Annotated in this window: 22 protein-coding genes and 1 pseudogene; 14 read left to right on the top strand and 9 right to left on the bottom strand. The window is 61.4% G+C overall.

All coding sequences use genetic code 11. The features are described from left to right. Window positions 1–31: 31 nt before the first annotated feature. From QCL65_RS24425 to rsd, 4 genes are all read left to right on the top strand, one after another. Window positions 32–1,144 (top strand): uroporphyrinogen-III C-methyltransferase, encoded by a 1,113-nt coding sequence (locus tag QCL65_RS24425; protein ID WP_407313474.1) that lies wholly within the window; start codon window positions 32–34, stop codon window positions 1,142–1,144. Beyond that, window positions 1,141–2,382 carry a heme biosynthesis HemY N-terminal domain-containing protein gene (locus tag QCL65_RS24420; protein ID WP_407313472.1) on the top strand — a complete coding sequence of 414 codons (1,242 nt, stop codon included), beginning with the start codon at window positions 1,141–1,143 and terminating at the stop codon, window positions 2,380–2,382. Before QCL65_RS24425 ends, QCL65_RS24420 begins: the two co-directional genes overlap by 4 nt. A gap of 142 nt (window positions 2,383–2,524) precedes the next feature. Then, complete coding sequence (locus QCL65_RS24415; RefSeq protein WP_407313470.1) at window positions 2,525–3,028, top strand: disulfide bond formation protein B; 504 nt, start codon at window positions 2,525–2,527, stop codon at window positions 3,026–3,028. Window positions 3,029–3,210: 182 nt separating this feature from the next. Beyond that, a complete protein-coding gene (gene rsd / locus QCL65_RS24410; protein WP_407313468.1) occupies window positions 3,211–3,684 on the top strand; it encodes a sigma D regulator in 474 nt (157 codons plus the stop codon). 27 nt (window positions 3,685–3,711) lie between these two features. On the opposite strand, the gene QCL65_RS24405 is transcribed toward rsd, so the two are convergent. After that, a complete protein-coding gene (locus QCL65_RS24405) occupies window positions 3,712–4,377 on the bottom strand; it encodes an FKBP-type peptidyl-prolyl cis-trans isomerase (protein WP_407313466.1) in 666 nt (221 codons plus the stop codon). A 179-nt stretch (window positions 4,378–4,556) separates the two neighbouring features. Here QCL65_RS24405 and QCL65_RS24400 point away from each other — a divergent pair. Then, window positions 4,557–5,450: pseudogene (locus QCL65_RS24400) on the top strand (AlgP family protein); the annotation flags it as partial. Between the two features lie 2 nt (window positions 5,451–5,452). On the opposite strand, the gene QCL65_RS24395 reads toward QCL65_RS24400, so the two are convergent. After that, window positions 5,453–5,917 carry a TIGR02444 family protein gene (locus tag QCL65_RS24395; protein WP_407313464.1) on the bottom strand — a complete coding sequence of 155 codons (465 nt, stop codon included), beginning with the start codon at window positions 5,915–5,917 and terminating at the stop codon, window positions 5,453–5,455. A gap of 49 nt (window positions 5,918–5,966) precedes the next feature. Here QCL65_RS24395 and abc-f point away from each other — a divergent pair, with 49 nt between their 5' ends. The 4 genes from abc-f to QCL65_RS24375 are packed head-to-tail and all read left to right on the top strand — an operon-like array spanning window position 5,967 to window position 9,590. After that, the gene (abc-f, locus tag QCL65_RS24390) at window positions 5,967–7,877 is read left to right on the top strand and encodes a ribosomal protection-like ABC-F family protein (protein ID WP_407317013.1); all 1,911 of its coding nucleotides are present in this window, start codon (window positions 5,967–5,969) and stop codon (window positions 7,875–7,877) included. Next, a complete protein-coding gene (locus QCL65_RS24385; protein ID WP_407313462.1) occupies window positions 7,877–8,458 on the top strand; it encodes a mechanosensitive ion channel domain-containing protein in 582 nt (193 codons plus the stop codon). Before abc-f ends, QCL65_RS24385 begins: the two co-directional genes overlap by 1 nt. Before the next feature lie 27 nt (window positions 8,459–8,485). Then, a complete protein-coding gene (locus tag QCL65_RS24380; protein ID WP_407313460.1) occupies window positions 8,486–9,121 on the top strand; it encodes a LysE family transporter in 636 nt (211 codons plus the stop codon). A 13-nt stretch (window positions 9,122–9,134) separates the two neighbouring features. Further along, window positions 9,135–9,590, top strand: coding sequence for a YaiI/YqxD family protein (locus QCL65_RS24375; protein ID WP_407313458.1), 456 nt, complete (start codon window positions 9,135–9,137; stop codon window positions 9,588–9,590). A gap of 5 nt (window positions 9,591–9,595) precedes the next feature. Here the strand turns inward: QCL65_RS24375 and elbB are convergent, their stop codons facing one another. Both elbB and QCL65_RS24365 read right to left on the bottom strand, forming a co-directional pair. Continuing rightward, window positions 9,596–10,261, bottom strand: coding sequence for an isoprenoid biosynthesis glyoxalase ElbB (gene elbB / locus QCL65_RS24370; RefSeq protein WP_407313456.1), 666 nt, complete (start codon window positions 10,259–10,261; stop codon window positions 9,596–9,598). Between the two features lie 80 nt (window positions 10,262–10,341). After that, window positions 10,342–10,944, bottom strand: a complete 603-nt coding sequence (locus QCL65_RS24365) for a DedA family protein (RefSeq protein WP_407313454.1) — start codon at window positions 10,942–10,944, stop codon at window positions 10,342–10,344. A 196-nt stretch (window positions 10,945–11,140) separates the two neighbouring features. Here QCL65_RS24365 and hemB point away from each other — a divergent pair, with 196 nt between their 5' ends. Next, window positions 11,141–12,151, top strand: a complete 1,011-nt coding sequence (gene hemB / locus QCL65_RS24360) for a porphobilinogen synthase (protein WP_407313452.1) — start codon at window positions 11,141–11,143, stop codon at window positions 12,149–12,151. 19 nt (window positions 12,152–12,170) lie between these two features. Next, window positions 12,171–14,399: a polyphosphate kinase 1 gene (gene ppk1 / locus QCL65_RS24355; protein ID WP_407313450.1), complete on the top strand. Its 2,229-nt coding sequence runs from the start codon at window positions 12,171–12,173 to the stop codon at window positions 14,397–14,399. A 149-nt stretch (window positions 14,400–14,548) separates the two neighbouring features. On the opposite strand, the gene ppx is transcribed toward ppk1, so the two are convergent. The 5 genes from ppx to QCL65_RS24330 form a co-directional block, all read right to left on the bottom strand. Next, a complete protein-coding gene (ppx, locus tag QCL65_RS24350; protein WP_407317011.1) occupies window positions 14,549–16,051 on the bottom strand; it encodes an exopolyphosphatase in 1,503 nt (500 codons plus the stop codon). A gap of 102 nt (window positions 16,052–16,153) precedes the next feature. After that, window positions 16,154–16,885, bottom strand: coding sequence for an amino acid ABC transporter ATP-binding protein (locus QCL65_RS24345; RefSeq protein ID WP_407313448.1), 732 nt, complete (start codon window positions 16,883–16,885; stop codon window positions 16,154–16,156). Further along, complete coding sequence (locus tag QCL65_RS24340; protein ID WP_407317009.1) at window positions 16,872–17,522, bottom strand: amino acid ABC transporter permease; 651 nt, start codon at window positions 17,520–17,522, stop codon at window positions 16,872–16,874. The genes QCL65_RS24345 and QCL65_RS24340 overlap by 14 nt, the downstream gene beginning before the upstream one ends. Beyond that, complete coding sequence (locus QCL65_RS24335; protein ID WP_407313446.1) at window positions 17,519–18,184, bottom strand: amino acid ABC transporter permease; 666 nt, start codon at window positions 18,182–18,184, stop codon at window positions 17,519–17,521. The genes QCL65_RS24340 and QCL65_RS24335 overlap by 4 nt, the downstream gene beginning before the upstream one ends. 15 nt (window positions 18,185–18,199) lie before the next feature. Further along, entirely contained in the window at window positions 18,200–18,985 is a 786-nt protein-coding gene (locus QCL65_RS24330) for a transporter substrate-binding domain-containing protein (RefSeq protein ID WP_407313444.1), read from the bottom strand. Between the two features lie 253 nt (window positions 18,986–19,238). Between QCL65_RS24330 and QCL65_RS24325 the strand changes: the two genes are divergently transcribed. The 3 genes from QCL65_RS24325 to rho all read left to right on the top strand — a co-directional run bounded on the left by QCL65_RS24325 (window position 19,239) and on the right by rho (window position 21,940). Further along, on the top strand, window positions 19,239–19,937 hold the full coding sequence (locus QCL65_RS24325) for a FadR/GntR family transcriptional regulator (protein WP_407313442.1): 699 nt from the start codon (window positions 19,239–19,241) through the stop codon (window positions 19,935–19,937). Window positions 19,938–20,058: 121 nt separating this feature from the next. Beyond that, window positions 20,059–20,388, top strand: coding sequence for a thioredoxin TrxA (gene trxA / locus QCL65_RS24320; RefSeq protein ID WP_407313440.1), 330 nt, complete (start codon window positions 20,059–20,061; stop codon window positions 20,386–20,388). 292 nt (window positions 20,389–20,680) lie between these two features. Further along, the gene (rho, locus tag QCL65_RS24315; RefSeq protein ID WP_407313438.1) at window positions 20,681–21,940 is read left to right on the top strand and encodes a transcription termination factor Rho; all 1,260 of its coding nucleotides are present in this window, start codon (window positions 20,681–20,683) and stop codon (window positions 21,938–21,940) included. Window positions 21,941–21,995 lie beyond the last annotated feature (55 nt).

Below are 21,995 nucleotides of genomic sequence, written 5' to 3'. Positions count from 1 at the left end.
ATAGGCCGTCTTCTCTGCAAAGGATGGATACGTGAGCGAAACAGCCTTGCCTAAAGATGACCTTCAGCCCGCGCCCGAAGTGGTCAACGAGCCCCCGCTATCTGCGTCAAAACGTGCTGGCAATGGCCTGGCCGTTTGTGCCTTGTTGGTTGCGGCCGTAGGCTTGGCGGCAGGCGGGTGGGGCGTGTGGCAAGTACGCAGCCTGATCGCCGGCCACCAGCAGCAGTCGGCGCGTCTCGAAGCCCTGAGCAGCGAGAATCGCCAGTTGCAGCAGAGTGAGCAGCAACTGTCTGCGCAACTGCAGAAGCTCCCGCCCCCCGGCGAGTTGGAAGACCGCCGCCGCCTGGTGGCGCAACTGCAGGGCGACCAGCAGCGCTTGGGTCAACGCCTGGAGTCGGTGCTTGGCGCCAGCCGCAAAGACTGGCGCCTGGCCGAGGCCGAGCACCTGTTGAGGCTGGCGAGCTTGCGCCTGTCGGCCTTGCAGGACATCACCAGCGCTGCAGCGCTGGTAGAAGGGGCTGACGAGATCCTTCGTGAACAAGACGACCCTGGTGCATTCGCCGCTCGCGAGCAACTGGCCAAAAGCCTGGCCGCCCTGCGCAGTACGCGGCAACCCGATCGCACCGGCTTGTACCTAAAGCTTGGAGCCTTGCGCGAACAGTCGGCGCAACTGACCGCGCTGGCCCCGCAGTTCCAGAGCGAAGGCGAACTCGCCAGGGCCCAGGCAGACTCTGCGCAAAGCCGCTGGCGGCAGTGGGCTGACAAGATCGGCAGCTATTTCCGCGTTGACTTCAACCCCGACGACTCAGTACGCCCACTGCTGGCAGGCCAGGGTCTGAACCAGGTTCGCTTGGCGCTCAACCTCGCCTTGGAGCAAGCGCAGTGGGCTGCGCTCAACGGTCAGGCGCAGGTTTATGGGCAAGCACTGAGCCAGGCGCGCGGCATTCTGGTGGGCAGTTTCAACCAAGACAACGAGCAAAGCGCTGGCGTGTTGGCCCAGCTCAAGGCATTGGAAGGGCAACCGGTATCGGTGGTGACCCCTGACCTGGCTGCTAGCCTGGGGGCCGTGCAGGCTTACCTGGAACGTCGACACACGCCCGACCCGGGTCTGCAGGCCGAGCCGGCGCAGGAGCCTAACCCATGAAGCGCTTGTATATCGGGGTGTTTCTGGCCATCGCCATCGCAGTGGCAATGGGGGTCGGGGTCGCTAAAAGCCCTGGCTACGTGCTGATCGACTACCCCCACGTGTTCCGCTACGAGTCGGGCCTGTGGTCCACGTTACTGGCGCTGCTGCTGGTGGTGATCCTGGTATGGGTGGTTCGCCTGATTGTAGGCTTGCTGGGCGCCTCCGGAGGGGTGGTCAACCCTTGGTCACGGCGCAATCGCGGGCGCCGCGTGCAAGTGGCCATCGAGCGCGGTCAGCTCGATCTCGCCGAGGGTCGCTGGGCCAGTGCGCAGCGGCACTTGCACCGTGCCGCCGAAGCCGAGCGGCAACCCTTGCTCTACTACCTCGGCGCGGCGCGTGCGGCGAACGAGCAGGGCCTGACTGAAGAAAGCGACGCCTTGCTCGAACGTGCCCTTGAGCGGCAGCCGGATGCGGAACTGGCCATTGCGTTGAGCCACGCGCAGTTGCAGATGGACCGTGGCGACGCGGCCGGCGCCCTCGACACCTTGCAGGCCATGTACGCCCAGCACCCACACAACCCGCAGGTGCTGCGCCAATTACAGCGTGTGCATCAGCAGCGCGGAGATTGGGCGGCGGTGGTCAGGTTGCTGCCCGAATTGCGTAAAGACAAAGTGCTCCCTGCCAGCGAGCTGTCCGAGTTGGAGCGGCGCGCCTGGGGGCAAAACCTGGCTCTGGCAGCGCACCGCGAAGACGGCGAGCAGGTGGGCTTGCAGGCCTTGGACAGCGCCTGGCAGCAGCTCTCCTCGGCGCAGCGCCAGGAGTTACCGCTGGTGCTGGCCTACGCCGACCAGCTCCGTCAACTGGGCGCACAGGCCCAGGCCGAGGAAATCCTCAGAGGCGCTTTGAAGCGCAGCTATGACAGCCGCCTCGCGCGCTTGTACGGTTTAGTCAAAGGCGCTGACCAAAACAAGCAGCTGAAAGCTGCAGAAGGTTGGTTGCAACAACACCCCAACGACCCGAGCCTGCTGTTGACCCTGGGCCGGCTGTGCCTTCAGGCCAGCCTGTGGGGCAAGGCCCGCGACTACCTGGATGCCAGCCTGCGCTTTGAGCGCAACCCAGAAGCCTGCGCCGAGTTGGCACGGCTATTGGCGCGACTGGGCGATACCGAGCGTAGCAACGATCTGTTTCAAGAGGGCCTCGGCCTGCTTGACGAGCGCTTGCTGTCAGCGCCGCTGCCGCAACTGGCGCGCAGCTAAGCCCAGCGGCGCATCGCCCGTTCAGGGCGGTGCGCTGCAGGTGTTAATTAGCTTAAGCACCCTGTATTTCGGACGTTTCCTAGCGAAACAGCGCCAGCCGATCTTCTACCGTTGGCGCTGAATTCCTGGAACTGGATACGTCATGTCTTGGACTGGCTCCCGCGTTTATTTCCTGCTGGCGTTTGTCGGGTCGATGTCAGCCATGGGTACGGCCTGGTATCTGGAATATGGGGTGGGGCTCAAGCCCTGCGCACTGTCGCTCACTCAGCGTTGCTTTATGCTCGCCTTCAGCCTGTTGTGCCTGGCTGCCGCTGTTCACGGGCCGGGCCGCATCGGCGTGCGCCGTTATTCGGCCGGTGGCGTTGCCTTGGCGGTGGCTGGCGCGGCAGCGGCCTCCCGCCAGTTGTGGCTGCAGATCCATGGCACCGTCGCGCCCGAAGCCTGCAAGCCCGGGCTGAAGTACCTCTTGCAGACTCAACCACTCCCCGACGCTGCGCGGATGCTGGTATGGGGTAGCCCGGAGTGCGCCCGGGTCAATTTCAAGCTGCTAGGCATGAGTGTCGCTGAATGGAGCTTGTTGGCTTTCTCGGTGATGGCAGTGTTTGCCATCGTGCAATGGTTACTGAGCTATCGGCGCGGGGATTGAAAGAACAAACACTTGTATGAATTTTATCGATTACGTACCTTGAAGCGCTTGGCGTGCGGGCATAATCTGCCAACACGCATAATCGAAGTCAGGTTGCTGCAGGCTGCCTGTTTGGTTCAGGCCCCGGTCTTTGCGATAAGGAGCGGGTAACGGCGGCGCGGCGCACAAGGGAAGAAATCACCATGTTGGAAAGTTGTCAGAATGCCCAAGAGCGATGGGGCGGGGTGCACAAGCTGATCGACCGTTGGCTGCAGGAACGCACTCAATTGATCAAAGCGTTCGACGATCTGGGTGAAACCCCCGAGGCCTTGGCAGCTGATCGTAAAACGCTGCAAACATTTTGTGAGGTCCTGGTCGACTATGTCTCGGCCGGGCACTTTGGCATCTACGACCAGTTGACTAGCGAGGCCAAGGCCTTCGAGGACGAGCGCGGCTTAGAGTTTGCCAAAACGATCTACCCTCGCCTCGATGCAATCACCGAGAAGCTGCTGGCATTCGATGAATACTGCGATAAAGGCGACTGCTCTGATATGAAAGTAATCATGGAAAAACTCAAAGGTGTGGGCGGCCTGATGCATGAGCGCTTCGAACTTGAAGACTGCCTCATCGAAGTGCTGCACACAGCCCACAAGCAAGACGACGCCGTTCAGGCCTGACCGTCGGCAAATGCTGCACTGCCTTGATCAATCGGCAGTGCCCAGCAATTCGATTTCAAAGCCCAGGGGAGTGTAGGGGGCGATCACATCGCCTGCCCCTTCTTCTCCATACGCCTGTGCCGACCCGATCACTACCCGCCACTTCGCGCCCATGGGCATCTGCACCAAGGCGGCTTGCCAGCCTTGAATCACACTGTCGAGCTTGAACCACTGAGCTTGCTGGTTTTCGTCGAATACAGTGCCATCGGGCAGCATGCCTTTGTATCGCACCTGCACCCGGCCGCTCGGGGTCGGCTTCGCACCATTGCCTGGCTTGAGCTCGCTAACCAGGACCCCTTCAGACACTTCGCGCACGCCCGACTTGGCCCGCTCACCGGCCATGAAGCGCCGCTCGCGGACGATTGCCTCTTCTTTGGCATTGACCTGGGCTTGCTGCCCGGCTTGGGCATCGTGGGCTTTGAGCACCTGTTCCATGCGCGCATCGGTCAATGCCAGAGGTTGTTGCCGATAGGCCTGGCTGAGCCCGTCGATCAGGGCTTGGACCTCCAGGTCGGGCATCTCCTGGCGTAGGCGCTCGCCCAGGCTCGCGCCTAGGCTATAGGACAGTTCGTGAGGTGTCGCGGCCGGCCCCGTATCGCCCGCGTGGGCCAGGCTCATGGCGAAACAGCACGAAAACAGCAGGTAGCGCGACATAAAGAACAGCCTCTGGGTGGGTCTCTGGATTATGCCAGCGTGAGCGTGGTTGTGGATGCCCCTGGGCAAGAAGCCCGGTGGGCCATTTTACCCAGGGGCTTTCGCTGTATTTGGGGTCTGGCGGCGCGCGTGGCACAGGTCTAGTATGAGCCGCAACCACGTCAGACAGGAGGTAACCCATGTCGGCTAACAAAAAGCCCGTTAGTACCCCGTTGCACTTGCTCCAACAATTGTCCAGCAGCCTGCTCGAACATCTGGAAAGTGCCTGCACCCAAGCCATGACCGATGCCGAAAAGCTGCTCGCCAAGCTCGAGAAACAGCGCGGCAAGGCGCAAGAGAAACTGCACAAATCGCGTACCAAATTGCAGGACGCTGCCGCCCTCGGCAAGGCCAAGGCGCAAGCCAAGGCCAAGACTGCCGTGGGCGAGCTGGAAGAATTGCTGGATGCTCTGAAAGCTCGGCAGACCGAGACCCGCTCCTACATCGTGCAGCTCAAGCGCGATGCTCATGAAAGCCTGAAACTGGCGCAAGGCGTGGGCAAAGTCAGCGAAGCGGCCAGCAAGGCGTTGGCCGAGCGGGCTAGCAAGCCGGCTGCAGCCGCTAAGCCCGTGGTCGCCAAAACCACTGCCGGTAGCGCACCGGCCAAGCCTCTGAGCAAAGCCCCGGCCAAGCCGGTGGCGCGCAAGCCAGCCCCGCGCAAGGCGGCTGCCGCTAGTAGCACCACCGTTGATGCCGCTGCCAAGCCCGTCACGGCTAAAACGGTAGCCGGCAAAGCGCCCGCCAAGCCCGCGGCGGCGAAGCCTGCCGCCGCAGCCAAGCCTACAACCGCGCGCACCGTGGCCGGTAAGTCGCCCGCTAAACCCACCAGCGCAGCGGTGGCCAAGCCTGCCGTTAAAGCGGTGCCCAAGCCTGTTAGTAAGACGATCGCCAAACCGGCGGCCAAGCCAGCGAATAAACCTGCCGCCAAGCGGCCACCTGTGCCCAAGGCCAAAGCCATTGCAGCCGTGCCGAGCGAGCCTGCCTCAGCGCCTGCAACACCCCCGGCGAATGACGGCAGCGGTACGCCTTCGGCGTCCTAAAGCCCACGTAGGGCGGCACGCAGTGGCGTGAGCGTGTCGCCTTTTTGCCACAGCGTTTTTGGCACCGCCCGGCGTAGCCAGGGTTCTACCGTGGCCGACCCAGCGCTGGGCCATTGCCCGGCAATCAGCTCTAAGCGTTCGAGTAACTGGCGTTCTGCGTTCAGCTCCAGCTGTTTCAGGTTTTCGCGCAATTGATTCAATGCCGCGTCGGCCGCTGCAGGGCCACGCCACTGTTGCCGCAGAGACCGTAGTGGGGCGACCACCTGCGCCTGCCAGGGCTGCGCTACCTGGTTCAGTTGATCGAAACGCGGCTCGCTGAACGCGACTTTACGTGCGCCTAGCCAGGCGGCCGTCAACAGCAGGCAAACGTCAGCCCCCTGCGCTTGTGCTTCAAGGCAACTGGGCGCCACGCCGGGCTGGGCATACAAGGCCGAGGCGAAACTCCATAGATCATTGTGCATGTCGTACTCGCGCCAGTTATCGGGGAAGCTGGTAGACTTCGCCGCCATTATGATCCGAATTCAGAACCTGACTTTACAGCGTGGCCCGCAACGTCTGCTAGAAGACGCCGAGCTAACCCTGCACGCCGGCCAGAAAGCCGGCTTGATCGGTGCCAATGGCGCCGGCAAATCCAGCCTGTTCGCCCTGCTGCGTGGCGAGCTGTCCCCGGACTCCGGGGATTGCCAGCTGCCCGCCGATTGGCGCATTGCCCATATGCGCCAGGAAGTGGACACGCTCGAGCGCATTGCCGTCGACTACGTACTCGACGGTGATGAGCGCCTGCGCGAGGTTCAGCGTGAACTGGCGGCCGCCGAGGCCACCCAGGATGGCAGCGCCCTGGCACGGGCCCACGCCGAACTCGACAGCGCCGACGGCTACACCGCCGACGCGCGGGCGCGCAAGTTGCTCGCCGGCCTGGGTTTCAGCAACGAGCAGATGGACCGCCAGGTCGGTGACTTCTCCGGTGGCTGGCGGATGCGCCTGAGCCTGGCACAGGCCCTGATGTGTCCATCCGACCTGCTGCTGCTCGATGAGCCCACCAACCACTTGGACCTGGACGCCATTCTGTGGCTCGAGGACTGGCTCAAAAGCTACCCCGGCACCCTGTTGCTGATCTCCCACGACCGCGACTTCCTCGATGCAGTGGTCGATCACATCGCCCATGTCGAGCAATGCAAGCTGACCCTTTACCGGGGCGGCTACAGTGCCTTCGAGCGCGCCCGTGCCGAGCGCCTGGCGCAGCAGCAACAGGCTTACGACAAGCAGCAAGCGCAGCGCGCGCACATGGAAAAATACATCGCCCGCTTCAAGGCCCAGGCCACCAAGGCGCGCCAGGCGCAAAGCCGCATCAAAGCCTTGGAGCGTATGGAAGAACTGTCGGCCGCTCACGTCGACTCACCGTTCGATTTTGTGTTTCGCGAGTCGGTAAAAATCTCCAGCCCCCTGCTGGATCTCTCCGAAGGGCGCCTGGGCTACGGCGACAAAGCGATTCTGGACAAGGTCAAACTGCAGTTGGCACCGGGCGCGCGTATAGGCCTGCTGGGCCCCAATGGGGCGGGCAAATCGACCCTCATCAAAAACCTTTCCGGCGAGTTGCAACCCCTGAGCGGGCGCCTGGTGCGCGGCGAGAACCTCACGGTCGGCTACTTCGCGCAGCATCAGTTGGACTCCCTGGACAGCAAGGCCAGCCCGTTACTGCACATGCAACGCCTCGCGCCCAGCGAGCGTGAGCAGGTGCTGCGCGACTTTCTCGGGGGGTTCGACTTCCGCGGTGCGCGTATCGACGAGCCAGTGCTGAACTTCTCCGGGGGCGAAAAAGCGCGCCTGGCCCTGGCCCTGATCGCCTGGGAGCGGCCCAACCTGTTGCTGCTCGATGAGCCGACCAACCACTTGGACCTGGAGATGCGTCTGGCCCTGACCATGGCCCTGCAGGAATTCAGTGGCGCCGTGTTGGTGGTGTCCCACGATCGACACTTGTTGAAAAGCACCACCGACGACTTCCTGCTGGTGGCCGACGGCAAGGTAGAGCCCTTCGATGGTGACCTGGAAGACTATGCCCGCTGGTTAGTCGACTACCGCCTACGGCACGCCCCCGCCAGCCAAGGCAGCGTCAACCCGGACAAAACCGACAAGAAAGCCCAGCGTCAGGCCGCGGCCGTGCTGCGCCAGCAGTTGGCCCCGCATAAGCGTGAGGCCGACCGCCTGGAGCGCGAACTGGGCAACCTGCACCAAGAGCTGGCCAAGGTCGAGGCCGCCCTCGGCGACAGCGCCCTCTACGAGGCGCCGCGCAAGGACGAACTGCGCGACCTGCTGGCGCGTCAGGCCAAGCTCAAAAGCGCGGAAGGTGCGCTGGAAGAAGCCTGGATGGAGGCCTTGGAAACCCTCGAGACCCTGCAAGCGGACCTGGAGGCGCTGTCCTGATGCCAACACTGCCATGGCCGCTACCGGAGCAATGGTTGGCGCCGTTCCTGCTAGGTGCGCAGATTCTACTGATCTTGGGCGTCGCTTTCGTGCTGCAGCGTGTGGTCACGCGTTTTCTTACCCGCCTGGGCGAACGCTACCCGCTGCCGCAGGAGCTGCTGGTACCGCTGCGCGGCGGGCTACGCTGGCTGATCATGGGCAGTGCGTTCATTTTCGTGCTGGAGCGCTTGGGCGTTTCGGCGACGATCCTCTGGACCGCCTTATCCGGTTTCGTCGCCGTCGCAGCGGTAGCGTTCTTTGCCATATGGAGCGTATTGTCGAACCTGTTGTGTGCCGTGCTGATTTTCACCGTGGGGCCGTTTCGTATCGGTGATGTGGTGGAGCTGGTCGACACCACAGACAAGCCCGGGATCAAGGGCCGGGTGATCGCGATCAACCTGCTGTTCACCACCCTGATCGAGCCTGCCGAGGTGGGTGGTGCGTTGGTGCAGGTGCCCAACAGTCAGTTCTTCCAAAAGTCCGTGCGGCGCTGGCGTGGCACCGACGGCACGCCGCCCGAGCGTACAGGGCCACCGGTGTAACGTAGCGATCCCAAGAGGGGGTGTTTGATGGCGTGGGAAATGTGGTTGGGCTTTTTTGCGGCGTGCTGGGTCATCAGCCTGTCGCCCGGGGCGGGCGCGATTGCGTCGATGTCGGCCGGGCTGCAGCATGGTTTCTGGCGTGGTTACTGGAATGCGCTGGGGTTGCAGTTTGGCCTGCTGTTGCAGATTTTTATCGTTGCAGCAGGCGTCGGTGCGGTGCTGGCCGCCTCTGCCATGGCGTTTACTCTGATCAAATGGTTTGGCGTGGGTTACCTGGTCTACCTGGCCATCCGTCAATGGCGCGCGGCCCCTGCCCAGGTGGACAGCGGCGACTTGGCTCGGCCCACGGGCAAGCCCATGAAACTGCTGGTGCGCGGCTTCCTGGTGAACGTCAGCAACCCCAAGGCGTTGATCTTCATGCTGGCGGTGCTACCGCAGTTTATCGACCCCCACGCGCCGCTCCTGGCCCAGTACCTGACGATTGCCGCGACCATGGTTACCGTGGACTTGATCGTAATGGCCGGCTACACCGGCCTGGCCTCTAAAGTGCTACGCCTGCTGCGCAGCCCTCGCCAGCAAACACGCATGAACCGCACCTTCGCCGGGCTTTTCCTGGGCGCGGCGGCGTTCTTGGCGACATTGCGTCGGGTCCCCGTTGCGTAAGGGTATTTAAGCCATGCGCGTGTGGATAGATGCCGACGCCTGCCCTAAGGCGGCCAAAGAGCAAGTCGTCAAGTTCGCCCTCAAGCGCCAGTTCGAAGTGGTGCTGGTGGCCGGGCAGCCGCAGATCAAGCCAGGGTTTGCTCTGGTCAAATTGATCGTGGTGCCCGCAGGGCCCGATGCGGCGGACGACTACCTGGTGGAGCATGCCGTGCCCGGTGAGCTGGTGATTTGCAGCGACGTGCCGTTGGCTGACCGGCTGGTAAAAAACGGTGTGGCGGCGCTCGACCCCAGGGGGCGCGAGTTCGATGAGCGCAATATGGGTGAGCGCTTAGCGGTGCGTAACCTGTTCACCGATTTGCGCGAGCAAGGCCAGGCCGGCGGCGGGCAGGGGGCCTATGGCGACAAAGACAAACAAGCCTTCGCCAATAGCCTGGACCGCATCCTCACGCGCCTGGCGCGCCAACCGTAAATGCCCTATTCCTGGTCCTGGGTCAGCTCGATCACCCGGTCGACCAGCTTGTTGATCCCCGCTGCCGCTTCGCCAATGGTCTTGGCCCGCATGTAGGCAGGGGTGCTGACCAGTTTGCGGGCGCTGTCTTCGACGATGTCGGTCACTTCGCAATCGGTGTGGGTGCCGCCCATTTTTTCGATGGCGGCGACGGTGTCGCTATCGTTGCCCACCGTGCAGGTCACGCCTGGGCCGTAGATTTTCGCCGCGAGGGCGGGGGAAATGCAGATCAGGCCAACCGGCTTGCCGGACTCGGCAAACGCTTCGGTCAATGCCTGTACTTCAGGCAGCAGCGTGCAGTTGGCGCCTTGGGTCGCGAAGTTGGACAGATTCTTCGCCGCGCCAAAACCACCCGGCACGATCAAGGCGTCGAAGTCTTCAACGTTCGCTTGGGCGAGGTCTTTGACAGCGCCACGGGTAATGCGCGCCGATTCAACCAGCACGTTGCGCGCTTCGGGCATTTGCTCGCCGGTGAGGTGGTTGATGACGTGGAGTTGCGCGATGTTTGGCGCGAAACATTGTACCTCGCAGCCACGTTGATCGAGCCGCAGCAGGGTGATCACGCTTTCCTGAATCTCAGTGCCATCGTAGACACCGCAGCCGGACAGAATCACGGCGATTTTCTTAGTCATGTCTTGCTCCCCTTCATTGGCTAGGCCCATCGTTGAACGCTGAACCCTTGTTTAGATGGATCGCAATTAGGCCGGGGTGTTCACTCGTTAGCGGCGTCGCTTTCATTCTTTTCTTTGAGCCGCTGGCGCTCCACACGTGCGGCCTTGATGCGCCGACGGATCCACAGCACGGCACCGATCAGTACCAGCGCGCCCAGTACCCACAGTTCGTATTTTTTGACATTACCCAGCAAGCCTTCAAGGATCGCCCCGAAGTGGTAAGCGGCCGCGCCCAGGGCCGCAGCCCATACTGCCGCGCCGATGCCGTTGAGTATCAGGTAGCGACGTGGCGGGTAGCCCGACAGGCCAATGGCAACGGGCATAACGGTGCGCAAACCATAGACGAAACGAAAGCTCAGGACCCAGATGTCCGGGTGCCGGCGGATATGCTCCAGCGCGCGGTCGCCAAGTAGCTGCCAGCGCGGCTTGCGGGCCAACAATTTACGCCCATGTTTGCGCCCCATGAAGTACCACAACTGGTCGCCGGCGTAGCTGCCAAAGAAAGCTACCACCACCACCAGGTTGATATCCATGTAACCGCGGAACGCCAGAAAGCCGGCCAGGACCAGGATCGTCTCGCCTTCGAAAAATGTCCCGAGGAAGAGGGCCAGGTAGCCGAAGTCATGTAGGAATTGTTGGAGCATTTTAGGGATGCTGGCGAAGTGAACGCGAAGCCTAACCCTTCGCGCTCGTGTATGAAAGTGTCCAAATGTGTCATGACGTGAACATATATTGAAACATCCGCGTCTGAGCGGCGTGCTTTGAGTTGTCATTCAACCGTCATAATGTCTGATTATAACTGTCGCGCTTGCCTGCTTGACGCGGGCCCAGGAGTCTGCCGTGAGCTTTACCCCTGCCAATCGTCTGTTCCCCGCGACCCGCTTGCGCCGTAACCGCCGCGACGAATTCTCGCGGCGTTTGGTGCGTGAGCACGTATTGACGGTCGACGACCTGATCCTGCCGGTCTTCGTCCTCGACGGCGACAACCGCCGCGAAGCCGTGGCGTCCATGCCCGGCGTGGAGCGCCTGAGCATTGACCTGTTGTTGCAGGAAGCCGAGCAGTGGGTGGCCCTGGGCATTCCTGCCCTGGCGTTGTTTCCGGTCACTGCGCCCGAGCGCAAATCCCTGGACGCCAGCGAAGCGTGGAACCCGCAGGGCATTGCGCAACGGGCGACCCGCGCGTTGCGTGAGCGCTTCCCTGAACTCGGGGTGATCACCGACGTGGCCTTGGACCCGTTCACCACCCATGGCCAGGACGGCATTCTTGACGAGCACGGCTATGTGCAGAATGACATTACCGTCGATGCCCTCGTACGCCAGGCACTGTCCCACGCGGCAGCCGGCGCTCAAGTGGTGGCGCCTTCGGACATGATGGATGGCCGTATTCAGGCGATTCGCGAGGCGTTGGAACTGGCCGGCCACGTTAACGTGCGCATCATGGCCTATTCGGCAAAGTACGCCAGCGCCTATTACGGGCCGTTTCGGGATGCCGTCGGTTCGGCGAGTAATCTGGGCAAGGCTGACAAGTCGTCCTACCAGATGGACCCGGCCAATGGCGATGAAGCCCTGCATGAAGTGGCCGCCGACCTGGCCGAAGGTGCCGACATGGTCATGGTCAAGCCCGGCATGCCGTACCTCGACATCCTGGCGCGGGTCAAAGCCGAATTCAAAGTGCCGACGTTTGTCTACCAGGTCAGCGGTGAATACGCCATGCACATGGCTGCTATTGAAAAAGGCTGGTTAAACGAGGCCGTCATTCTAGAGTCGCTCACCGCTTTTAAACGTGCGGGAGCCGACGGCATCCTCACCTATTTTGCTATTCATGCCGCTAAACTGATGAAAGGGCGGTAGCGCCCTCCAGGAACGCCAGATGAACCACAATGAAGGATTGAACGAAATCGCCGTGAAGGAAGCCCTGCCCGTGATGGAACCTATTGTCGATGCCCTGCCCGAATCGCCGGACGCGGTGCTCGTGCCCGAGCCCGCTCATGAAGCGCCTGCCGCCCCGGCGGTGGTCATTCCTGGCCTGGACGACAGCAGCCTGTATATCCACCGTGAGCTTTCCCAACTGCAGTTCAACATTCGGGTGTTGGAGCAGGCGCTGGATGAATCCTACCCGCTGCTGGAACGGCTGAAGTTTTTGCTGATCTTTTCCAGCAACCTCGACGAGTTCTTCGAGATCCGCGTCGCGGGCCTGAAAAAGCAAATCACGTTCGCCCGCGAACAGGCCGGTGCCGATGGCTTGCAGCCGCACCAGGCCCTGGCGCGGATCAGCGAGTTGGTGCACGGCCATGTCGACCGCCAGTACGCGATCCTCAACGACATCCTGTTGCCCGAGCTGGAAAAGCACCAGGTGCGCTTCATTCGCCGCCGCTATTGGACCACCAAGCTGAAAACCTGGGTGCGCCGCTACTTCCGCGACGAAATCGCCCCGATCATTACGCCGATCGGCCTCGACCCGACGCACCCGTTCCCTTTGCTGGTGAACAAAAGCCTCAACTTTATCGTCGAGCTCGAAGGTATCGACGCCTTCGGTCGCGATTCCGGCCTGGCGATCATCCCTGCGCCGCGTCTGTTACCGCGCATCATTCGGGTGCCTGAGGAGGTCGGCGGCCCAGGGGACAACTATGTGTTCCTGTCGTCGATGATCCACGCCCATGCCGATGACCTGTTCCAGGGCATGAAGGTCAAAGGCTGCTACCAGTTCCGGCTGACCCGTAACGCCGACCTGTCGGTGGACACCGAGGACGTGGAAGACCTGGCCCGGGCGCTGCGTGGCGAGCTGTTCTCGCGGCGCTACGGCGATGCGGTGCGCCTGGAAGTGGCCGACACCTGCCCCAAGCAGCTGTCCGATTACTTGCTCAAGCAATTCAGCCTGAGCGAGTCTGAGTTGTACCAGGTCAACGGCCCGGTCAACCTGACCCGGCTGTTCAGCATTACCGGGCTCGACAGCCATCCCGAACTGCAATATTTGCCGTTCACGCCGCATATCCCCAAGTTGCTGCAGAACAGCGAAAACATTTTCAGCGTGGTGAGCAAGCAGGATATCTTGCTGCTGCACCCTTTCGAATCCTTCACGCCGGTGGTCGACCTGCTCCGCCAGGCAGCTAAGGACCCCCACGTGCTCGCCGTGCGGCAAACCCTCTACCGCAGTGGGGCGAACTCAGAAATTGTCGATGCGCTGGTGGATGCCGCGCGTAACGGCAAGGAAGTGACGGCCGTTATCGAACTGCGTGCACGGTTCGATGAAGAGTCCAACTTGCAGATGGCCAGCCGCCTGCAGGCCGCCGGTGCTGTGGTGATCTACGGCGTGGTGGGCTACAAGACCCACGCCAAGATGATGCTGATCTTGCGCCGCGAAGCCGGCGAAATCGTGCGCTATGCGCACTTGGGCACCGGTAACTACCACGCGGCCAATGCCAAGCTCTACACCGACTACAGCTTGCTGACCTCAGACGACGCCCTGTGCGAAGACGTCGGCAAGCTGTTCAGCCAGTTGATCGGCATGGGCAAGACCCTGCGCATGAAGAAGCTCTTGCACGCGCCGTTCACACTGAAAAAGGGCATGCTCGACATGATCGCCCGCGAGACCCAGTTCGCAGTCGAGGGTAAGCCTGCGCACATCATCGCCAAGTTCAACTCGTTGACCGATCCCAAGATCATCCGCGCGTTGTACAAGGCCAGCCAATCCGGTGTGCGCATCGACCTGGTGGTGCGTGGCATGTGCTGCCTGCGCCCTGGTATTGCCGGCGTGTCGCACAATATCCATGTGCGCTCGATCATCGGCCGCTTCCTTGAGCACACGCGGGTGTTCTACTTCCTCAATGGGGGGGACGAGCAGATGTTTCTGTCCAGTGCCGACTGGATGGAGCGCAACCTCGATAAACGGGTCGAGACCTGCTTCCCCGTGGAAGGCCGCAAGCTGATCGTGCGGGTCAAGAAGGAGCTGGAAGGTTACCTGACCGACAATACCCATTCCTGGATCCTGCAGTCAGACGGCCGCTATATACGCAACACCCCGACGGGCAACCAGAACCCACGCAGCGCCCAGGACACGCTGCTTGAGCGCCTGAGCAACCCGATTCTGTCGGTGCGCTAACGATTGAACCGGCGCCGTGGCAGCCTGTGATCTGTAGGAGGGGCCTTGGCCCCGAGAGGCCGCCACGCGGCCGGTTTCAAACGCGACGCCGATTCGATTGCCGAAGCAAAAGATCGGGGCCAAGGCCCCTCCTACAGGTGGGCGATCTTTTAGCGAACGTTAAGCACAAACCCAACGCGCGTCAGCCATTCGGCCTCTTGCGCGAAGTCGGCGCGGGTTAGCTGGTTTTCTTCCAGCCAGCCACTGGGGAACTCCACGTCCAGGCTGTTGGCCTCGGCGTGCAACTGCACCTGCGGCATTTCCTGGGTGCCACGGATGTGGTGGAACAGGATCGCAAAACGCAGCAGCACACACAGCCGGATCAGCTTGATGCCGTCGTCGCCGAAGTCGGCGAACTTGTCCTTGGGGATATTGCGCCGGTGGCCACGCACCAGCAGCGCAAGCATCAGCTGGTCTTCCCGGGAAAAGCCGGCCAGGTCAGAGTGCTCGATCAGGTAGGCGCCATGTTTATGGTAATGATAGTGGGCGATGTCGAGGCCCACTTCGTGGACCTTGGACGCCCAACTTAACAGTTCGCGCCAAACCCCGTCGTCCAGTTGCCAGTCGGCGGCAACCTGGTCGAACCCATGCAGCGCTTTACGCTCGACGCGGGCGGCTTGCTCCATGTCGACATGGTAGCGCTCCATCAGCGAGCCCAGGGTGCGCTCACGCACGTCTTCGTGGTGATGGCGGCCCAGCAGATCGTAGAGCACGCCTTCGCGCAAGGCACCTTCGCAGTGATCCATGCGCTGCAGTTCCAGTGCATCGAAAATCGCTTCAAGAATGGCCAGCCCGGCCGGGAAAATCGAGCGTCGGTCAGGCTTGATACCGTCGAAGTCGATCTTGTCGACATCACCCAGCTTGAACAGGCGCCGCTTGAGCCACGACAGCCCTTCGGCATTCACTTCGCCCGAGCCCTGGCCGGCGGCCTTGAGGGCCAGGCCAATGGCGCGAATGGTACCGGATGAGCCAATCGCTTCATCCCACGACAGGCGGTGCAGGGCGTTTTCGATGGCCATGATTTCCAGGCGCGCGGCGGTGTAGGCCTGGGCGTAGCGGGCCGGGGTGATCTTGCCGTCGCGGAAATAGCGCTGGGTATAGCTCACGCAGCCCATCTGCAGGCTCTCGCGCAGCAGGGGCTCGAAGCGCTGGCCAATGATGAATTCGGTACTGCCGCCGCCGATATCGGCCACCAGGCGCTTGCCCGGTGTGTCGGCCAGGGTGTGCGAGACCCCTAGGTAAATGAGGCGGGCTTCTTCACGGCCGGAGATGACTTCCACCGGGTGGCCGAGGATTTCTTCGGCGCGGCGGATGAATTCGCCGCGGTTACGGGCTTCGCGCAGGGCATTGGTGCCGACGATACGCACGGCGCCCATGGGCAGCCCGTTGATCAGCTGGGCGAAGCGCTTCAGGCATTCGAGCCCGCGCAGGATCGACTCCTCGTTGAGCATGCGGTTTTCGTCGATCCCGGCCGCCAGCTGAACCTTTTCGCCCTGGCGTTCGAGAATACGGATTTCGCTGGCGTGAGCCTTGGCGACCACCATGTGAAAGCTGTTCGAGCCCAGGTCGATGGCGGCGATCAGGGAAAGATTCTTGGCTTTGATTTGCGGCATGGTCACTGGATCTCAGTCGATAACCGCAACATCGTGCCACGATAAGCCCCTGACGCCAACGCGAAGCGCTAAAAGATCGAAGCCTGGCCCCCGGGTCTGCCCTCAGTCTTGCTGCAGGCCGATGAAATTCGCCAGTTCGGGCGTCTTCGGATTCGCGAACAGAACCTTCGGGTCGCCCACTTCATGGACCTTGCCGTGGTGCATGAACACCAGTTTGTCGCCGACTTCGCGGGCAAAGCGCATTTCGTGGGTCACCATGATCAACGTCATGCCGTCTTCAGCGAGCTTGCGGACTACGCTGAGTACCTCGCTGACCAGCTCTGGGTCGAGGGCCGAGGTGATTTCGTCGCACAACAGCACTTTGGGCGACATGGCCAGGGCCCGGGCGATGGCCACGCGTTGCTGCTGGCCGCCAGAGAGGCGGTCGGGGTAGGCATCGAATTTCTCGCCCAGGCCGACCCGTTCGAGCATCTGCCGGGCCAGCTCGGCGGCCTTGGCCTTGGGCACCTTCTGCACCACCTGCGGCGCCAGCATGACGTTTTCGCCGACGCTCAGATGGGGGAACAGGTTGAACTGCTGAAACACCATGCCGACTTTCTGCCGCAAGCTGCGCAGGTCGGCACGGGCGGCATCGAGGTATTCGCCATCGACCTCGATCACCCCGTCGTTGATCGACTCCAGGCCGTTGAGGGTGCGCAACAGGGTGCTCTTGCCCGAACCGCTGCGGCCGATGATCGCTACTACCTGGCCTTCCTCGACGGTCAAGTCGATGCCTTTGAGCACGTGGTGGTCGCCGTAGTACTTATGCAGGGCGGAAATTCTAAGCAGAGGCATGCAGTCTCCTTTCCAGGTAGCGAGCGCTGATTGACAGGGGGTAACACAACGCGAAGTAGCCGAGGGCGACCAGGCCATAGACCATGAAGGGTTCGAACGTCGCGTTGGCCAGCATGCCGCCGGTCTTGGTCAGTTCGGTGAAACCAATGATCGAGGTGACCGCTGTGCCCTTTACCACCTGCACGGAAAACCCCACGGTGGGGGCCACGGCTATGCGTAGGGCTTGCGGCAGAATGACATGGCGCAACTGCTCGTAAGGGGTCAGGGCCAGGCTGGCCGAAGCTTCCCACTGGCCTTTGCTGATCGAGTCGACACAGCCGCGCCAGATCTCGGCCAGGTAGGCGCTGGTAAACAGCGTGAGGGCCAGGGCGGCGGCTACCCACGGGGAAATATCGACCCCCAGCAGGGCAACGCCGAAGAACACCAGAAACAGCTGCATCAGCAAAGGCGTGCCCTGGAACAGTTCGATGTAAAGCTTGCCGATTACCCGGGGCAGGCGCTTATCGGCGATGCGCAGGGTCATGACCAGCAGGCCAATGACGCCGCCGCCGATGAAAGCCACCAGGCTCAGGGCGAGTGTCCATTGCAACCCCACCAACAGGTTGCGAATGATGTCCCATAAGGTGAAATCCATCAGCCATTCCTCGTGATGAAGCGCCGGCCGAGCCAGTTCAGCAACTGCCGGATCAGGATCGCCATGACCAGATAGACCAGCGTGGTGAGCAGGTAGGTCTCGAAGGAGCGGAAGTTACGCGACTGAATGAAGTTGGCGTAGAAGCTTAATTCCTGGGTAGCGATTTGTGAGCAAACCGCCGAGCCGAGCATGACGATGATGATTTGGCTGCTCAACGCTGGCCAGACTTTGCCCAGCGCCGGCACCAGCACCACATAGCGAAACGCCTCGAAACGGTTCATCGCCAGGGCCGCTGCGGCTTCCAGCTGGCCACGGTTGATGGCCTGAATGCCCGCGCGGATGATTTCCGTGGAGTAGGCGCCGAGGTTGATCACCATGGCCAAGACAGCGGCCTGCCATTCGCTGATCTGAATACCCAGCGATGGCAGCCCGAAGAAGATGAAGAACAACTGCACCAAAAAGGGTGTGTTGCGGATCAACTCGACATAAACCCCGAAGATGGCCGAGAACGGTTTGATGTTCCATGCCCGCACGGCGCCCCCGACGATGCCCAGGGCCACGCCGAGTACCGCGCCGATCAGCGTCAGCTCCAGGGTGAACAAGGCACCCTTGAGCAACAGGTCGGCGCTTTGCAGGACGGGGACGAAGTCGAACTTATAAGCCATATCAGGTCTCGTCGTTTAGAGATCGGCGGGCAGAGGTTGCTTGAGCCAGGTCTGCGAGTTCTTTTCCAGGCTGCCGTCGGTTTTGGCGGTGGCCAAAATCTCATTCACTTTCTTCAGCAGTTCGGGTTCGTTCTTGTTCAAGCCCACGTAAACCGGTGAGTCCTTGAGCTTGACCTTCAGAGCTGGCACGCGCTTGGGGTTGCGCTCGGTGATCGCGACCATCACCACGTTGCCGCTGGCGATCAGGTCGACCTGGCCGGCCAGGTAAGCGGCGATGGTCGAGTTGTTGTCTTCGAAGCGCTTGATGGTGGCGCCTTCGGGGGCCACTTTGCTCAGCTCGATGTCTTCGATGGCGCCGCGGGTAACACTGATGGTCTTGCCTTTCAGGTCATCCAGGGTGGCGACCTTGGCGTCCGGTGGGCCGAACACGGCCAGGTAGAAGGGGGCGTAGGCGCTGGAGAAGTCGATGACCTGCTCGCGCTCGGGGTTTTTGCCCAGGCTGGAAATGACCAGGTCGACTTTACCCGTGGTCAAGAAAGGAATGCGGTTGGTGCTGTTGACGGGGGTCAATTGCAGCTTGACCTTCAACTGGTTGGCGATCAGTTGCGCCGTGTCGATATCCAGGCCGCGCGGCTGCATGTCCGGGCCGACCGAGCCGAATGGGGGGAAGTCCTGGGGCACCGCCACTTTGAGGGTTCCGCGCTCGACAATATCGTCCAGGCCGCTGGCATGGGCGGGTGCCTGGCACAGCATCAGGCTGGCCAGCAGGGCAGTAAGCAGGGCGCTGCAACGCTTTGTCATGGCGAAACTCCGAATCATTGATGTTCGTGATGGATGTCCAAGCTGTGCACAGCCCATGCCAGTGTGTGGATAATCGGCTGGGAGCACGCACGACGGGGGCGTACGGTCATACTGGTCTGAACAGTTGGCAAGCTGCCCCGCACCGTTTTTGCGCAGTGATTACGGGCTTGAACCACATCTGTGCATGGCTTGCAGTGTGTGACTATTCGCTATAAAACTGAGGTTTGAACTGGACTGACCCGCCTGAACAGTGATGACTTCAATTATTCGCGCAGTACCCGAAATGGCGTTGCACGGCATTCGGCAATTGATTACCGAGCGTGGCTACGGCGCGGGCGATGTGCTGCCTTCCCAGCGTGACTTGGCCGAGCTGTTGGGGGTCAGCCGTGCCTCATTACGTGAGGCACTATCGACGCTCAGCGCCTTGGGGGTGGTCAGTGTGCAGCCCGGTAAAGGCGTATTCGTCCAGGCGTCGAGCGACAGCCCTGCCAGGCCTAGCGGGTTGGTCTGGCCGTTCGCGGCGCAGGCCACCGCTGCGGATATCTTTCAGTTGCGCTACGCCTTGGAAGGCTTTGCCGCTGGCCTGGCCGCGTTAACCTTGACCGCCGATGCCATGGACGCCTTGCAGGACAACGTAGAAGCCATGCGCCAAGAGCTGCGCGCGGGCGATTTCGAAGCCGCCGCGCGGTTGGATTTCGATTTTCATCGGCATATCCTCCTGGCGAGCGGCAACCAGGCGATGGCGAGTATTTTACATTCCAGTGCCGATATCTTTTTGGAAAGCCAGAAACTGCCGTTCATTCGCGCCGAGCGCGCCATGGAAACCTGGCACGAACACAAGCGGATTCTGCGCGGTATGGCGCGGCGCTCGGCGGCACCGGCGCAGAAAGCCATGCAGGAACATGTGCGCAGTGCAGCGCTGCGCACAGGCATCGCATTTGTTGCGCCATAGTTCGGTAATTATCTGTATCACGTGCGGTCATAGTTATCATCAATAGCCACTGGCTTCCTGTAGGGGGCCGGTGCGACTATGATAGGCAACGTTTTTAAGCATATGACGACGGAGACACTCCATGAGCAGCGACCTTATCAAGCACGCCAGCGACGCCAGTTTCGAGGCCGATGTACTCAAGGCTGACGGCGCTGTGCTTGTCGACTACTGGGCCGAGTGGTGTGGCCCATGCAAAATGATTGCACCGGTTCTGGACGAAATTGCCGAGACCTACAAGGGCAAGTTGACCGTGGTTAAGGTCAATATCGATGAAAACCAGGAAACCCCCGCCAAGCACGGCGTGCGTGGTATCCCTACCTTGATGCTGTTCAAGAACGGCAACGTCGAAGCGACCAAGGTCGGCGCACTCTCCAAGTCTCAGCTGGCCGCGTTTCTCGACGCCAACATCTGATGCGGGTCGACCCCGCGCTTAGCGGGGTTTAAGGGGCTGGCGGTCTACACCGTTGCCCCTGTGCGGGTTCTGACGAACTAAAAAGCCGAATTTTTCCATTGCGGCCTACTAGACTCTCAGAAATCCAGGTGATACATTCGGCCTCGCATTGGTTCCTCCTCTGCCCCCTGCACGCCGTCGCCGACGCACTCCTACTCGAACTGTACGCGATCCTGTCGCCTTCTCTGCGGCGCGGCCTCATTAAGCCCAAAGCTTAATTTCTCCCCTCCATACATGATTACGTCATTCCCTTATGAATCTGACTGAACTCAAGCAAAAGCCGATTACCGATCTGCTCGAAATGGCCGAACAGATGGGCATAGAAAATATGGCCCGTTCGCGCAAGCAAGATGTGATTTTCTCCCTATTGAAAAAGCACGCCAAAAGTGGCGAGGAAATCTCCGGTGATGGCGTGCTGGAGATTCTCCAGGACGGCTTCGGCTTCCTGCGTTCGGCTGATGCGTCCTACCTGGCTGGCCCCGATGACATCTACGTCTCGCCTAGTCAGATCCGCCGCTTCAACCTGCGCACTGGCGACACCATCGTTGGCAAGATCCGCCCTCCCAAGGAAGGCGAGCGTTACTTCGCACTGTTGAAGGTCGACACGATCAACTACGACCGTCCAGAAAACGCGAAGAACAAAATCCTCTTCGAGAACCTGACGCCATTGTTCCCCAATGTGCGCATGAAGATGGAAGCCGGTAACGGCTCTACCGAAGACATCACCGGCCGCGTGATCGACCTGTGCGCGCCGATCGGTAAAGGCCAGCGTGGCCTGATCGTCGCACCGCCGAAAGCCGGTAAGACCATCATGCTGCAGAACATCGCAGCGAACATCACGCGTAACAACCCGGAAGTTCACCTGATCGTTCTGCTGATCGATGAGCGCCCTGAAGAAGTGACCGAGATGCAGCGCACCGTACGCGGTGAAGTGGTTGCCTCGACCTTCGATGAGCCGCCCACCCGTCACGTGCAAGTGGCCGAAATGGTCATCGAGAAGGCCAAGCGCCTGGTCGAGCACAAAAAAGACGTGGTCATCCTGCTCGACTCCATTACCCGCCTGGCGCGTGCCTACAACACCGTGATCCCGAGCTCCGGCAAGGTATTGACCGGTGGTGTCGACGCCCACGCCCTGGAGAAGCCAAAGCGCTTCTTCGGCGCCGCGCGTAACATCGAAGAAGGCGGCTCGCTGACCATCATCGCCACCGCGCTGGTCGAGACCGGCTCGAAGATGGATGAAGTGATCTACGAAGAGTTCAAGGGTACCGGTAACATGGAACTGCCCCTGGACCGCAAGATCGCCGAGAAGCGCGTCTTCCCAGCGATCAACATCAACCGCTCGGGCACCCGCCGCGAAGAGCTGTTGACCGCTGACGATGAGTTGCAACGCATGTGGATCCTGCGCAAGCTGCTGCACCCGATGGACGAAGTGGCGGCCATCGAGTTCTTGATCGACAAGCTCAAGCAAACCAAAACCAACGACGAGTTCTTCTTGTCGATGAAGCGCAAGTAACACACGCGCTATTCAAAAAGCCGGGGAAACCCGGCTTTTTGCTGTCTGGCAAGCG

The sequence above is a fragment of the Pseudomonas sp. nanlin1 genome (assembly GCF_045571515.1).
In the GTDB taxonomy this organism is placed as follows: Bacteria; Pseudomonadota; Gammaproteobacteria; order Pseudomonadales; family Pseudomonadaceae; genus Aquipseudomonas.
This window is presented reverse-complemented; position numbering and strand designations above follow the sequence as displayed.

Excerpts from the sequence above, each read along its gene's own strand:
- QCL65_RS24420 (WP_407313472.1), top strand. The coding sequence starts at position 1,141 with ATGAAGCGCTTGTATATCGGGGTGTTTCTGGCCATCGCCATCGCAGTG.
- QCL65_RS24415 (WP_407313470.1), top strand. The coding sequence starts at position 2,525 with ATGTCTTGGACTGGCTCCCGCGTTTATTTCCTGCTGGCGTTTGTCGGG.
- rsd (WP_407313468.1), top strand. The coding sequence starts at position 3,211 with ATGTTGGAAAGTTGTCAGAATGCCCAAGAGCGATGGGGCGGGGTGCAC.
- QCL65_RS24405 (WP_407313466.1), bottom strand. The coding sequence starts at position 4,377 with ATGTCGCGCTACCTGCTGTTTTCGTGCTGTTTCGCCATGAGCCTGGCC.
- QCL65_RS24395 (WP_407313464.1), bottom strand. The coding sequence starts at position 5,917 with ATGCACAATGATCTATGGAGTTTCGCCTCGGCCTTGTATGCCCAGCCC.
- abc-f (WP_407317013.1), top strand. The coding sequence starts at position 5,967 with ATGATCCGAATTCAGAACCTGACTTTACAGCGTGGCCCGCAACGTCTG.
- QCL65_RS24385 (WP_407313462.1), top strand. The coding sequence starts at position 7,877 with ATGCCAACACTGCCATGGCCGCTACCGGAGCAATGGTTGGCGCCGTTC.
- QCL65_RS24380 (WP_407313460.1), top strand. The coding sequence starts at position 8,486 with ATGGCGTGGGAAATGTGGTTGGGCTTTTTTGCGGCGTGCTGGGTCATC.
- QCL65_RS24375 (WP_407313458.1), top strand. The coding sequence starts at position 9,135 with ATGCGCGTGTGGATAGATGCCGACGCCTGCCCTAAGGCGGCCAAAGAG.
- elbB (WP_407313456.1), bottom strand. The coding sequence starts at position 10,261 with ATGACTAAGAAAATCGCCGTGATTCTGTCCGGCTGCGGTGTCTACGAT.
- QCL65_RS24365 (WP_407313454.1), bottom strand. The coding sequence starts at position 10,944 with ATGCTCCAACAATTCCTACATGACTTCGGCTACCTGGCCCTCTTCCTC.
- ppk1 (WP_407313450.1), top strand. The coding sequence starts at position 12,171 with ATGAACCACAATGAAGGATTGAACGAAATCGCCGTGAAGGAAGCCCTG.
- ppx (WP_407317011.1), bottom strand. The coding sequence starts at position 16,051 with ATGCCGCAAATCAAAGCCAAGAATCTTTCCCTGATCGCCGCCATCGAC.
- QCL65_RS24345 (WP_407313448.1), bottom strand. The coding sequence starts at position 16,885 with ATGCCTCTGCTTAGAATTTCCGCCCTGCATAAGTACTACGGCGACCAC.
- QCL65_RS24335 (WP_407313446.1), bottom strand. The coding sequence starts at position 18,184 with ATGGCTTATAAGTTCGACTTCGTCCCCGTCCTGCAAAGCGCCGACCTG.
- QCL65_RS24330 (WP_407313444.1), bottom strand. The coding sequence starts at position 18,985 with ATGACAAAGCGTTGCAGCGCCCTGCTTACTGCCCTGCTGGCCAGCCTG.
- QCL65_RS24325 (WP_407313442.1), top strand. The coding sequence starts at position 19,239 with ATGACTTCAATTATTCGCGCAGTACCCGAAATGGCGTTGCACGGCATT.
- trxA (WP_407313440.1), top strand. The coding sequence starts at position 20,059 with ATGAGCAGCGACCTTATCAAGCACGCCAGCGACGCCAGTTTCGAGGCC.
- rho (WP_407313438.1), top strand. The coding sequence starts at position 20,681 with ATGAATCTGACTGAACTCAAGCAAAAGCCGATTACCGATCTGCTCGAA.